The sequence below is a fragment of the Burkholderia sp. BE12 genome (genome assembly GCF_002959955.1).
GTDB lineage: Bacteria > Pseudomonadota > Gammaproteobacteria > Burkholderiales > Burkholderiaceae > Burkholderia.
Window position 1 is genome coordinate 166,026 of the sequence record NZ_PREY01000001.1, and the last position, 12,179, is coordinate 178,204.

The window sequence follows — 12,179 nt, forward strand, 5'->3', positions numbered from 1 at the left end:
CGCCGTGGCATACTGACAGTTTATGCGTTGAACCGCTCGATTCGCAGAATATCGTCACGATGTCCGGCGGCGTCGAGCGCGTATCCGGTTTCGATTGGGGTTGCGGCTCAGCGACGACGCGATCGGCCGTCGGGTGGCGCGCACTCGATCAGGACACGATACGCATGTTCCGATGTCGTCGCGCGCGGCTTCGGCGTTTATTACGTGATACCGGACGTTCTGTCCATTTCGTCGATATGTCGATCCGGATGGCGCGGGTGTTGTCGACGATCGTTATTTTGGCGTTCCTGCTCCACACGTCGAGCGGAGCTGCCTGCTGCCGAAACGTTGTAGCGATATCTACCGAATTGCAGTGTTCGTGACGGCAAATTATGCTGCCCATCATGAATGCCGCCCCGACTTCCTGGCTCCTGTTGATCGTCAGTCTGCCGAACTCCGGCGCGACTGCCCGCATGCGCATCTGGCGCACCGTCAAGGCGCTCGGCTGCGGCGCGCTGCGGGACGGCGCATACCTGTTGCCGGCGCATGCCGAGCAGGCGGCGCAGTTGCGCGAGCTGGCCGACGACGCGCGTAACGGCGAAGGGCATGCGTGGGTGCTGGATGTCCGTGCGGACGATCCGGCTGACGAAAGCGCGTACGAGTCGCTGTTCGATCGCGCGGGAGATTACGCGGACTGGCTCGCCGAGCTTTCGGAAGCCCGCAAGACGCTGCCCGATCTGGCGGTGGCCGATCTCAATCGCCTGCAACGCCGTCACGCTCGCACGTACGAGGCCATTCGAAGCATCGATTTCTTTCCCGGCGAAACCTCGCTGCGCGCGCTTGCGCAATGGCGGGATTTCACCGCCGCGGTCGAGGCGTTGCGCTCCCCCGGCGAGCCGCATGCGGCCCAACGCGGCATCCCACGTCGCGACCGTGCGCAGTATCAGGGCAGGCTGTGGGCGACGCGCCGTCACCTGTGGGTGGATCGCGTCGCCAGCGCGTGGTTGATTCGGCGTTTCATCGATCCGCATGCGCGCTTCGTGTGGCTGGACAACCTCGCCGATTGTCCGGTCGATGCGCTCGGCTTCGATTTCGACGGCGCTCCGTTCACGCATGTGGGCGATCGCGTGTCGTTCGAGGTGCTGGTCGCGAGCTTCGGATTCGGCGACGACGACGGACTCGTCCGGTTGGGCGCCATGGTGCATGCGCTGGATGTGGGCGGCGCCGCCGTACCGGAAGCCGGCGGATTCGAGGCCATTCTCGCGGGCGCCCGCAAGCGTCTTGCCGACGACGATGCGTTGCTGATCGAGATCGGCGCCGTACTCGATTCGTTGTACGTGCATTTCAGCGGCAACCGACAATCCTGACCTTGTTACCCGCCCGCAACATGGATACACATCGCGACCGCCCGGCCTATACGCTGTGGCAACTGATCCTGTACTTCGCGTGGCTCGGCGCGACGGGTTTCGGCGGGCCAGTCGCGCTTGCCGGCTACATGCATCGGGATCTCGTGGACACGCGCCGATGGATCGCGGACGCGGACTACAAGGAAGGCCTGGCGCTCGCGCAACTCGCCCCGGGCCCGCTTGCCGCGCAACTGGCGATCTATCTCGGCTATGTGCACTACCGTATCGTCGGCGCCACGATGGTCGGGATCGCGTTCGTGCTGCCGTCGTTTCTGATGGTGGTGCTGCTCGGCTATGCATACACGCGATTCGGCGGGCTGACGTGGATGCAGTCGGTGTTCTATGGCGTCGGCGCGGCGGTGATCGGCATCATCGCGATCAGCGCGCGCAAGCTGACCGCGAAAAGCATCGGTCACGACAAACTGCTGTGGGCGATCTATCTCGCGCTGGTAGCCGTGACAGTGATCACCGAATCGGAAGCGGCGTGGCTGTTTCTCGCGGCGGGCCTGCTCGTCTGGTTCACGCGCTCGCCGCCCAGGTGGTTGCGCCAGCGGCGCGTCAATGCGGTCGTGGCATTGCCCGTCTCGGCCGCCGGCACGTGGTTCGGTATCGTGGCCTGGCCGCAGCTCGCGCAACTCGCCGTCTTCTTTGCGAAGGCCGGCGCCTTCGTGTTCGGCTCGGGGCTCGCGATCGTGCCGTTCCTCTATGGCGGCGTGGTCACCGAGCACCATTGGCTCAACGAGAAGCAGTTCGTCGACGCCGTGGCGGTCGCGATGATCACGCCGGGTCCGGTCGTCATCACGGTGGGCTTCATCGGCTATCTGGTGGCGGGGTTGCCCGGCGCGTGCGTCGCGGCAGCCGGCACGTTCCTGCCGTGCTACTTGTTCACGGTGGTGCCGGCCCCGTACTTCAAGAAGTACGGCAGGCTGCCGGCGATTCTGGCATTCGTCGACGGGGTGACGGCCGCGGCCGTCGGCGCGATCACGGGGTCGGTGATCGTGCTGGCCCGACGTTCGATCGTCGACGTGCCGACTGCGTTGATAGCGCTCGCGACGATCGTGCTGTTGGTCAGGTTCAGGAAGCTGTCGGAGCCGGTGGTCGTCGGCGGGGCCGCCGTGATGGGCCTGATCGTGTACCCGCTGTTGCATCACTGACCGTGGAGGCCGCCATGCAATGGATTACGCGACGACGTCCGAAAATCGACAGGGTCGCTTGTCCCTGGCTCATTGCCCGTTTCATCGAACTCACACTGGTCCGACTGGATAGAGCGTTTCTCGCTATCAGCCCGGCCCGTCGCTGGCGGCCGCGAGAAGCGGCACGACCAGATCGCTGATCGGCGTCGGAATGCCATGAGTTCGCCCGTATCGCTGCACGACGCCGTTTCGGCAGTCCCATTCGAGGGGGCGGTTGCCTTGCCGGTCGGCAAGAATCGACGTACCTAAATCAGGCGGAAAGCCATGGAATCCCTCGACGATTTCCAGCGGCACTTCATCGCCGAGCTTCGCGCCCTCCGCACGCGCGACCTCGAGACATTCCCGCAGGTAGGCAAGCGACAGTTCGGTGATGTCGCTTCGCGAGAACATGCCGGCGCGGCGACCGGTCAGCACCATGAGTCCCGCCACCGCGTTCTGCAACAGCTTTCGCCACGCGAGCGAGACGAAATCCTCCGCCACCTCGGGCGAGCATCGCGTGCCGCGCAAAGCCGAGACCACCACGTTGCTCGCCGGCGTATCGGGCAGGGTGAGCCGCGGCTTGCCCCGCAGCCACACCGACGCACCCGATTCGCGCTGCGCCGGAAACCAGACGACCGATGGCACGACCTCGGCGCCGGCCGCATGCGGTGCGAACGCGGCTTTCTGCTCGACGCCGTTTTGCAGCACGCAGACGACGGTATTCGCATCGCATAGCGCGGCGAGCCAGGGTGCCGCGCTCGCCACCTGCGTCGACTTGACCGCGACGAACACGACATCGACCCTTTCCTTGATCGCTTGCGGATCGGTCAGTACGGGCCCGGGTACGACGATCTCGCCGCCATCGAAGCGCAACTTCAGTTGTTCGTGCGCCGAGCGGCCGCAGATCACCGGCGTGCGGCCGGCTTCATGAAGGGCCGCGGCGACGGTCGTTCCGATTGCGCCGGGACCGACGAGGGCGACGCTCGGGTAGTCAGACTTCATCATGGGGTTCATCCTGTCGAAAGTTATCCGCCAGATGCGGGCGCAGTGCGAGGGCGAGCGGAAAAATCGCCAGCGCGGTCAACGCCGTCGCATACGTGGCGCCGTGCACACCGATCCTGTCGCCCAGGAAACCGTAGAGAACCGGCGATAGCGCGCCCGATGCGATCGTCCCGGTATAGAAAATCGCGAATGCGCGCTCGGTGCGCTCGGGCGCGGACATCTCCGGGACGGTTCCGTACAGCACCGACGAAGTGCCGTTGAGCATCATGCCCAGAATCGGCAGCGACACCATGGTAAGCGCCAACGGGAGATACATCACCGCGATGATGCACACAGCCGTGCCGCCCTCCGTGAGCAGCACCGTCGTCACCGTACCCATGCGCGCGCCGAGCCAGCCGCACATGAATTTGCCGGCCGCGCCCCCGATGAAAACGAGCGCAAGGGCCGTGCCCAGCAGTGGAGGCGAGACACCCTTCGCCTGGAGCAGGAACGGCAGAAAGGTAAGCAGTCCCATGCGTACGGCCGTATCGAGCACGCCGATGGAAAACAGCGCGGAGAATCCGCTTTTTCCCGTGCCGCCGCGTTGAGCGGACGCTTGTTCTTTTGCCGGCGCTTTTCCGGCGCCGCGCGGCACGGCGGGAAACCAGAGCGCGATGACGGCGGCCACGACGCAGCCCAGCCCGGCGACGATCCATAGCGCATGACGCCACGGCATCATCGTCACGAGCAGCGAAATGGCGGCCGGCAGTGCGGATTTCCCCAGATCGCCGGAAAAGTTGTAGATGCTCAGCGGGCCTCTCGCGTCGCGCCCGTAGACGCGGGAGACGGCGCCCGATGCGATCGGATGCTGCGTGCTGGAGCCGCCGCCCGAAATCGCCAGCGCGACGCCCAAGCCGAGCAGGCCGCCCGACATGCCCGCGATCGCATAGCCGAGCGCGGCGAGCAGCGTACCGAGTGCGAGCGTCGCTCGGCTGCCCAGACGTTGTGCGAGACGCCCGGCGGACAACTGCAGCGTCGCCATCGTGCCCGCATAGACGCCGCGCAGGATAGCCAGGGCCGCAAAGTCGAGTCCGAATTCCGACTGCCACACGGGTAGCAGCGCGTAGATCATGTCCGTATAGCCGTCGTGCATCGCGTGGGCAATGCACGATAGCCATAGCACGCGCGGCCGCGATGGCGCAGTTTCCCGCACGACGGAAGGGGAAAAAACCGGCAAGCGCATCGTCATTCTCTCCGTACGAGCGGTGGATGAAAGGCGCTCGTGGTGTGGTTTTCAGGCTCGACGTGTAAATTTTATGACCGGGATACCGGTCATTTCAATTGAGCTAAAATCCCGTCAACGGAGAGAAAAAGTCACGTCATGAACGAAAGCCGAGGTGCTGCGAAGCACCGGGACGAGTTGCCCCCGCTCAATGCGCTGCGCGCTTTCGACGCGGTCGCGCGGCACGGCAGCTTCGCGGGTGCCGCGGCGGAACTGCACGTTACCCACTGGGCCGTCGGAAAACAGATCCGATTGCTGGAAGACTGGTTCGGCCTGCCGTTGTTCGATCGTCGTCCTCGCGGCGTCGTGCTGACCGACGAAGGCGCCGCGTTGCTGAATGACGTCAGTCACGCGTTCGAGCGTCTCGGTACCGCGGTGGTACGGCTGCGCCACAACCCGTTCGCGCACCGGATCTCGGGCGTCGTGCGGGTGAATGTGCCGATGAGCTTTGCGCTTTGCTGGCTGTTGCCGCGGCTCGCCGATTTCCATTCGCGGTACCCCGACGTCGATGTCAGGGTGTCGACGACATCGCGCAAGCTGCGCTATGTCGCCGACGCTTTCGATATCGGTGTTCGCTCCGGTCCGGAGCAAGGCGCGGGCGTCGTGTCGCGCCCGTTGATGCCCGACTTGCGCGTACCGGCCTGCAATCCCGCATTGCTGCGCCAGCATCCGATACAGAGCGTGACCGACCTGCGCCATCACACGCTGCTGCATTCGGCCACGACGCGCTCCGCCTGGTCGCACTGGTTGAAGGAAGCGGGTGCTTCCGATCTGCGAGCCGCCCGCCATGTCGAATTCGATCACGTGAATCTTCAGCTTGGCGCGGCCATCGAGGGGCTCGGTGTGGCGCTGGCGTCGCTGCCGCTGATCGGGCGCGATCTTGCCGAGGGGCGCCTCGTGTGTCCGATCGCATCGCCGGTATGGCGTGCCGACGATTACATGCTGGTGACGAACGCCGATCGCGCCGACGATGCGGCCGTGTCCGCGTTCGAGGCGTGGATGGAAGGCATGGCGAATCAGGAGGGTGGCTAGGTTCGCGGACTGGAGCGGGCGGTGAGGCTGCGCCGCGAGCGAATGAAACCCCATGGCCTTTCAGGTTTCCCGATCGTGGGGTTCGGAACGGGACATCGGTATTACCCACGCAAGTCTGCTTCGCCGGAGTAGTGCGGCCACTACCCCGGACTTGCGAGTCGGCGATCAGAAGCCGTGGAACATGCCGATGTTGACCTGAACCTGGTTGCCGCCCGATGAGGTGTTGCCGAAGTCGGCAGCCGAAGCCTGCGCGCCCTTGGCGTGGACATAGGCCCCCATCGCGTACAGCGCGGTGCTCTTCGACAGCGAGTACGTCGCACCCAGCGACACCTGGCTGATCGAGGCCATCGTGCGGCCCTCGGCAGCTTGCGTCGGCGTGGCTGCGGAACCGTATACATACGTGTAGCCCGTCGCCAGCGACAGCGCCGGCGTGACCCGGTACTGCAGGAGCGCACCCAGCACGTTGAAGTGGATCGACGGCTGGCCATCGTTCCCCTTGTACTGAGCGTTCGAGTAGCGCAAGCCGGCCGTGTACGGACCCACCTGGTATTGAGCGGCGATTTGCGCGATGCCCGCACTCTTGAACGCATTGCCGCCGTAGTAGCCCGAACTCGGATAGCCCAGCGCGCCACCGAAGCTCGGTTGTGCGGTTGCGTTCACCCATCCGTTCTCGCCCTGGTTTGCCGCGTGAAAGTAGCCGCCGGCGACCGTCAGGCCACCTTGAGCGTAAGTCGCCGCCGCCGACCACGATTGACCGGAACCCGTTGCACCGGCCACGCCGCCGAACGAGTACGCGCCTTCCGCCTGGAAGCCGTGGATGATCGGCGAAATGTACTTCACCGCATTGTTCTGGTTCGTCGTGTTGTCGTTGTTGTCGACGTCGCCCGGTGTCGAGAACGTCGACGCCGAAATGGCGTCACCGGTGAGAACCTGAACCATTTCCGTCACGGCGTCGAGCTGGCGTCCCATGCGCAGCGCACCGTACTGTTCGGACGCGAGGCCCACGTAGGCCTGACGGTTGAACAGCGAACGCGTGGAACCGATGGGCCCCTGGCCGCCTATCCCACCCGTAGCGATGTTGAAACCATTCTCGATCTTGAATACCGCCTGGAGGCCGCCCCCAAGATCCTCTTGCCCTCTGAGGCCCCACTTGTTCGAACCCGAGGCGCCGCCATCGAGGCCGAACCTGCTGTGGCCATTGATGTTCGACGTATAGCCGATACCGGCATCGAGCATGCCGTACAGGGTGATCGACGACTGTGCCATTGCTGCCGACGATGCGGCGAAGGCGGCAACAGCGATAACGCTGATGTTGATTTTTTTGTTTTTCATCTGCATTTCACGGTCAGGAGTGGTTTCGGGATGGGTTGAAACGGCTTTGGTCGTATTCGCGGTCTGCGCGTCGTATCGGTCGAATCGGGCGGCGTCACATTCGCCAAGTCGGCATATCGAGTTCGCTCATTTCGTGGTCCTTATAAAATGGCATGGGGAACGTCACGCTGCTCGACCGTCGCACTCCACGCTCGTGCAATGCCTGCGAGCGAAGTCGGCGACGGCGAGACCAGAGGCTGCTCCACTAGCGACAAAAGACGCGCTGGAAATATCGGCGATCCTCGCGGACTGACCAGGCGGCCGGTTCAGCCACGGCGACGTGCGCCAATCTTTTCGCCCGGCGCCAATACAGCGTGGTCGCACTTTGCAAGCGTAAAAACCATATCAGGAACATAAATTCCCGTCAAAATTAGTTTGATATAAGTTAATCTCGTTTGATGGCCTGGCGCCTTCCGGAGTTTCCCTTAGAGGCGCCGGCATCAGGACGAAGGGTTATCGAGGCCTGCGCGCCATCACGCTGACGATCTCGACAACGGCAAGCGAATGCGGGCGAGGTGATGTGAGGGCGATAGCGGGCTGCAAGGGGCAGCCACGGGGAGCAACAATCGGAGAGGAACGTACCGCGGTTGGCAGGTCGCATTGATCGCCGCACCGGGTCAAATTCGGTCGTTCAACAAGCGTAGAGCCCTCGCCGAAAATCGGTCGCCAAGGTTCGTTCTTGGTAACCGTTCCATTTTCTCTGGGATTGCAACAATCGAAACGGTAAAGACGATTGTTGAATATTCAACCGTCTTGACCGGAAACTCGCGAGACAAGCGAATGGCGCTACCGTTCGGCGGCGCGCTGGATGATGCAGGTATTGCGACAATCGTCGTCGCACACGATCTTGATCTTCGCGCGGGCGAACCAGCTAATGCGGACGCTGGGCGAACCGGTGTTTTCGGGCCGGCAGCCAGCGCCTGGTATCGGCCCGCGATTGCGATCGAACGTCGGTCGCAGATGGAATCAGCCCACGATTTGGCGCTGCATTAGATAGAATTTCATGTCGTCGCGGCCATGCATTGAAATCGGTATCGGATCGCGATCAAAGCCGAGCATTTCGTAGAATGGGTAGGCTGATTCGCGCGCCGTACACCAGAGCAGGGTGCCGCGCTGTTCGCGGACATGGCGAATGGAAAGATTGACCAGCAGGCGTCCGAACCCCAGGCCGCGTACCGACGGATGGACGGCCATGCCGCGAAGGCGCCACGCTTCGGCATTCGAAACGCCGGATTGTCCTTCTTTACACACCGATGCCACGGCAACGATATTGTCGTTGTCACGAACGGCAAAGTGGATTGTCGTTGGGGCGTGATCTCCGTGTAGAGCGCTTCCCTCTTCATCTCCAGCCATCAAGACCGCGGCCCTGAGGGGATAGGTTTCTTCCGCGCGGACGGCACAGATGGTAAAGCGCACATCTTGTGAAGTCATATAATTATCGGCTCTCTTCGTGACGCAGATTTTTCTTCCAATTCTCTTTCGGCATACTCACTCGCAAAATTAGCAGTTGCCGGACATGGCGAGTAAGGGTAATTTCCTATCACTTTCTTTTTTGAATCATACGCTAACTGCGATCACAGATGACGTCGAAAGTCTCGACAGATGCAGAGCTGGCCTACGACGAGATCCGGTCGAGGATTTTTGACGGCCGCCTTGCGCCTGGGCAGAAAGTATCGCACCGAGGCCTGTCGGACGAACTGGGTTTCGGCCAAATGCCGGTGCGCAGCGCATTGCATTTGCTCGAGTCCGAAGGGTTGGTCGTCGTGATCGAAAAGAGTGGCACATATGTCGCGTCGCCGACTACCAGCGATCTTCGCGAAATTTTTGAAATGCGGCTGGCCCTGGAGAGTACCGCAGCGTTTCTTGCAGCGAGATCGGGAGTAACGGCAGGCCTTTGCGACGCGGCGGCAAAAATGCAGGAACTGGTTGACCGAGACGTCTCGGACATCATGCTCGAGCAACGTATCGGTTGGGTGTTTCATCAAGAGTTGTTTGCTGCCGCACGGAACGTACGAATCTCATCGGCGTATGGTCTATTGCGGGCCCAGACCTTGGCCCTGAACGAACTCCCGCGCGGCGACGCTGAAACCGTTCGGCGCGGCACGATCGAGCACCTGCACATCTTTCACGCAATCGAAGCGAACGACGGCGAGCTTGCGCGTCAGCATATGTGGAATCACATCGTTGACGGTACGCCCGCACGGATAAAACTGCTAAAGGCGAGGCATGAACACGAAAAATAAAGGGCTTTCCCTTCCGATGCAAATGCTTGGCGGGCTTGTCCTGGGCGTCGCTTGCGGCGTGTTTGCTCCGGGCTTTGCCGCGAAGCTGGGCTTTCTGAGCACGATGTTCGGCCACGCGATCAAGATGGTCGTCATGCCGTTGATCTTCCTGTCGGTCACGGTCGGGGTCTTTCGTGCGGGCAGACTTCGCGAGCGGCTTGGAAAGGTCGCACTGTCCAGTATCGGCTTCTTCGTGTTGATGACTGGCTTGGCTGCATCGTTCGGCCTCTTGCTCAACTTCGTATTTCGACCGGGTCTTGGCGCGAGCGCGGCTCACTCTGGATCGATGCCCGCAGCGCTCGCGTCCAGCATCGACTGGACGAAATTTCTCGTTGATTTGATTCCCGCCAACATCGTCGCCGCGCTTTCCGCAGGGAATTCTCTGCCGGTGCTCGTTTTCGGCGTCATTTTCGGCGCGGCATTGTCGGCTGCCCCGGAGCGTGCCGAGCCCGCGATTGCCGTTTTCGAGGCGTTGCTGTCGGGGCTGTTCAAGATGATCCAGTGGGTGATCGCATGGTCGCCGCTCGCGATCTTCGCCGCGATCGCGCAGTTGTTGTCGGCCAAGGGCTTTGCGGGCGCGCACTCGCTTGTCGAGCTTCTTGGCGTGGCCTATCTCGGCATGGCGGTTCTGGCGGTCGTACTCACCATCGTCATTCGCGTCGCCGGTCAGTCGCCGCTCGCCGTGCTCAGGAAAGTGAGGGAGCCACTGATCCTCGGCTTCACGACGCGTTCGTCCGAAATTACCTATCCGTTGCACCTGAAGAAGCTGGTTGAATTGGGCGTGCCTTACGGCGTGGCGTCCACGATTTTGCCTCTGGCCTATATTTTCAATCGCGACGGCGCGGTTCTCTATACGGCCCTCGCGGTCGGTTATCTGGCCGACGCATATCACCTTGTCTGGTCCTGGCCGCTGGTGATCACGATTTTGATTTTGACGGTCGTCACCATCGACGGTGCAGCCAATGTGCCCTCCGGGGCGATCGTGGCCATCACCATCGTTCTCACGTCGATCGGCTTGCCGGCCGATGCGGTGCTGCTGCTGTTGGGCGTCGACGCCTTTTTCGACATGGGGAGAACCGCCCTCAACGTCTACGGAAGCACGGCGGCAGCGGCTGTCGCGGTGAGGCTTTCCGGTTCGGACAGTATGGCCGCAGATACCGTGACGGGTCAGGCGAGTGTGTAGGTGCTTCGAAAGCGCCGGGCGCTGCGCGCTTCAACGTTGCGCGCGCCCATTGCAAGGCGCTGGCGTACGTTCACCCGAGCATCCACGCACGGCGAGGAGGCACGGTTGGATGAGCAAGCGTATTCATCAAGTTGCAGTTAGTAGAACGACGTATCATTGCAGGAGAAACGTGATGGTTGGTTCAGAATCTGCGGATTTTTTCATGCTGCGCCTAGGCACGCCGCATCCGTCGTGGACATTCACCGATGACAGCAACATGATCGGCATGGTCGATTGCGATGGGGTGGTGAGCGCCGTGTTCGAACTGGATCGCAACCAGATCGCACAGATTAGAGGACTGGGCCGGTCGGTGGAGAGAATCAGATGTATTTGCGACCGCGCGGGCCGGGAGTTGCATTTTTATCTCCATGGCAGACAGGTGTCGCGAGGCGTGTGGGCTGGGGTCGCGTCGGCCGATCCTGACTATCTGCCGACTGAAGCGGCGATCGCAACATGGGAAGTGCCGAAGCCCGTCGATGCATTCAGGTTGACGGGCGTGCGCGCGGACTTGATCGCATCGGTTAGCCCGGCCTAAACTGCGATCACAGATCGCCGCGCAGGCTCGGAGGAGCCAATCGTTTGACATACCGGGCCGTCTGCACGCGTCCGCCATTTAATGCATGTGGTCCTGGCACACCTCAACCTCGGATCGCCAGGACCAATTTGCTGGCCGGTTCACCGGCCAGCGCTTTTTATTCATTGAGCCGATTGAATCGGTTCGTTTGCCGCGCGCCCTCCGATCAAGGAGCGGCGCGCCGCGCTGAAGTCTCCTTCGAGCGAAGATGTCAGAAGTCGGTTCACGCGGGCGCAAGGCGTCAAGCCGCCCTGAGGCGATCACTCGCCTCGATGCTGGGGGGCCGCACCGCCAAACCGAGCGTTCGCTTTCCCCTGCATCCCGCCAGCCCAATGACAGTGACCCCGACCTTCCTCCCCGTCACGCACGCCGACGCCGAAACCCTCGTCGCGATCCGCATTGCCGCGATGCGCGACAGCCTCGAGCGCATCGGCCGTTTCGATCCTCGGCGTGCGCGCGACCGGTTTCTCGTGTCGTTCGACCCGGCGCTATGCCGTTTCATCGAAGTCGACCATTCGCGTGCGGGCTTCTACACGCTTCGCCCGATGGCGGATCACTGGCTGCTCGACCACCTGTACATCGTGCCCGCGCATCAGGGGAAGGGCATCGGCGCCGCCGTGCTCCGCGAGATCCTTGCCCAAGCCGACGCACACCGGATGCCCGTTCGCGTCGGCGCACTGCGCGGCAGCGACTCGAACCGCTTCTACGAACGGCACGGTTTCGTGCGAACCGACGAAGCGGAATGGGACATCTACTACCGGCGCGAACCCGGCGCGTCAACGACATAGCGTTCGTGCGATGCATGCCGGTGGGAATCGACACGCGCACATTAGCGTTTCCACCAATGTGGAAAATGCGGACCCGGCCGATGTTGCAGA

The 12,179-nt window shown here is 62.5% G+C and carries 12 protein-coding genes and 1 pseudogene; 9 read left to right on the top strand and 4 right to left on the bottom strand.

Annotation, left to right across the window (positions count from 1 at the left end; genetic code table 11):
- The first annotated feature begins 383 nt into the window (after positions 1-383).
- The 3 genes and pseudogenes from C4B30_RS00805 to C4B30_RS00815 form a co-directional block, all read left to right on the top strand.
- On the top strand, positions 384-1,346 hold the full coding sequence (locus C4B30_RS00805) for a chromate resistance protein ChrB domain-containing protein (protein WP_027786488.1): 963 nt from the start codon (positions 384-386) through the stop codon (positions 1,344-1,346).
- 20 nt (positions 1,347-1,366) lie between these two features.
- Positions 1,367-2,539 carry a chromate transporter gene (locus C4B30_RS00810; RefSeq protein WP_027786489.1) on the top strand — a complete coding sequence of 391 codons (1,173 nt, stop codon included), beginning with the start codon at positions 1,367-1,369 and terminating at the stop codon, positions 2,537-2,539.
- Between the two features lie 14 nt (positions 2,540-2,553).
- Positions 2,554-2,628, top strand: a pseudogene (locus C4B30_RS00815) (chromate resistance protein ChrB domain-containing protein); the annotation flags it as partial.
- 37 nt (positions 2,629-2,665) lie between these two features.
- On the opposite strand, the gene C4B30_RS00820 reads toward C4B30_RS00815, so the two are convergent.
- A complete protein-coding gene (locus C4B30_RS00820) occupies positions 2,666-3,562 on the bottom strand; it encodes an oxidoreductase (protein WP_027786490.1) in 897 nt (298 codons plus the stop codon).
- Positions 3,549-4,781: an MFS transporter gene (locus C4B30_RS00825; RefSeq protein ID WP_027786491.1), complete on the bottom strand. Its 1,233-nt coding sequence runs from the start codon at positions 4,779-4,781 to the stop codon at positions 3,549-3,551. Before C4B30_RS00825 ends, C4B30_RS00820 begins: the two co-directional genes overlap by 14 nt.
- Before the next feature lie 138 nt (positions 4,782-4,919).
- On the opposite strand from C4B30_RS00825, the gene gcvA reads away from it, so the two are divergent.
- Positions 4,920-5,852 (top strand): transcriptional regulator GcvA, encoded by a 933-nt coding sequence (gcvA, locus tag C4B30_RS00830; RefSeq protein ID WP_027786492.1) that lies wholly within the window; start codon positions 4,920-4,922, stop codon positions 5,850-5,852.
- 165 nt (positions 5,853-6,017) lie between these two features.
- On the opposite strand, the gene C4B30_RS00835 is transcribed toward gcvA, so the two are convergent.
- Positions 6,018-7,184, bottom strand: a complete 1,167-nt coding sequence (locus C4B30_RS00835) for a porin (protein ID WP_027786493.1) — start codon at positions 7,182-7,184, stop codon at positions 6,018-6,020.
- A gap of 639 nt (positions 7,185-7,823) precedes the next feature.
- On the opposite strand from C4B30_RS00835, the gene C4B30_RS35105 reads away from it, so the two are divergent.
- The gene (locus C4B30_RS35105; RefSeq protein WP_143751687.1) at positions 7,824-8,216 is read left to right on the top strand and encodes a hypothetical protein; all 393 of its coding nucleotides are present in this window, start codon (positions 7,824-7,826) and stop codon (positions 8,214-8,216) included.
- On the opposite strand, the gene C4B30_RS00840 is transcribed toward C4B30_RS35105, so the two are convergent.
- Complete coding sequence (locus tag C4B30_RS00840; protein ID WP_027786494.1) at positions 8,190-8,654, bottom strand: GNAT family N-acetyltransferase; 465 nt, start codon at positions 8,652-8,654, stop codon at positions 8,190-8,192. The genes C4B30_RS35105 and C4B30_RS00840 overlap by 27 nt on opposite strands.
- A 149-nt stretch (positions 8,655-8,803) precedes the next feature.
- Here C4B30_RS00840 and C4B30_RS00845 point away from each other — a divergent pair, with 149 nt between their 5' ends.
- The 4 genes from C4B30_RS00845 (at position 8,804) to C4B30_RS00860 (ending at position 12,089) form a co-directional block, all read left to right on the top strand.
- A complete protein-coding gene (locus C4B30_RS00845) occupies positions 8,804-9,466 on the top strand; it encodes a GntR family transcriptional regulator (protein WP_027786495.1) in 663 nt (220 codons plus the stop codon).
- Positions 9,450-10,688, top strand: coding sequence for a dicarboxylate/amino acid:cation symporter (locus tag C4B30_RS00850; RefSeq protein WP_027786496.1), 1,239 nt, complete (start codon positions 9,450-9,452; stop codon positions 10,686-10,688). The genes C4B30_RS00845 and C4B30_RS00850 overlap by 17 nt, the downstream gene beginning before the upstream one ends.
- 172 nt (positions 10,689-10,860) lie before the next feature.
- Positions 10,861-11,262, top strand: coding sequence for a hypothetical protein (locus tag C4B30_RS00855; protein ID WP_152777264.1), 402 nt, complete (start codon positions 10,861-10,863; stop codon positions 11,260-11,262).
- Between the two features lie 371 nt (positions 11,263-11,633).
- A complete protein-coding gene (locus C4B30_RS00860) occupies positions 11,634-12,089 on the top strand; it encodes a GNAT family N-acetyltransferase (protein WP_027786498.1) in 456 nt (151 codons plus the stop codon).
- Positions 12,090-12,179 lie beyond the last annotated feature (90 nt).

Coding starts and splice junctions, on each gene's coding strand:
- C4B30_RS00805 (WP_027786488.1), top strand. CDS start 384: ATGAATGCCGCCCCGACTTCCTGGCTCCTGTTGATCGTCAGTCTGCCG.
- C4B30_RS00810 (WP_027786489.1), top strand. CDS start 1,367: ATGGATACACATCGCGACCGCCCGGCCTATACGCTGTGGCAACTGATC.
- C4B30_RS00820 (WP_027786490.1), bottom strand. CDS start 3,562: ATGATGAAGTCTGACTACCCGAGCGTCGCCCTCGTCGGTCCCGGCGCA.
- C4B30_RS00825 (WP_027786491.1), bottom strand. CDS start 4,781: ATGCGCTTGCCGGTTTTTTCCCCTTCCGTCGTGCGGGAAACTGCGCCA.
- gcvA (WP_027786492.1), top strand. CDS start 4,920: ATGAACGAAAGCCGAGGTGCTGCGAAGCACCGGGACGAGTTGCCCCCG.
- C4B30_RS00835 (WP_027786493.1), bottom strand. CDS start 7,184: ATGAAAAACAAAAAAATCAACATCAGCGTTATCGCTGTTGCCGCCTTC.
- C4B30_RS00840 (WP_027786494.1), bottom strand. CDS start 8,654: ATGACTTCACAAGATGTGCGCTTTACCATCTGTGCCGTCCGCGCGGAA.
- C4B30_RS00845 (WP_027786495.1), top strand. CDS start 8,804: ATGACGTCGAAAGTCTCGACAGATGCAGAGCTGGCCTACGACGAGATC.
- C4B30_RS00850 (WP_027786496.1), top strand. CDS start 9,450: ATGAACACGAAAAATAAAGGGCTTTCCCTTCCGATGCAAATGCTTGGC.
- C4B30_RS00855 (WP_152777264.1), top strand. CDS start 10,861: ATGGTTGGTTCAGAATCTGCGGATTTTTTCATGCTGCGCCTAGGCACG.
- C4B30_RS00860 (WP_027786498.1), top strand. CDS start 11,634: ATGACAGTGACCCCGACCTTCCTCCCCGTCACGCACGCCGACGCCGAA.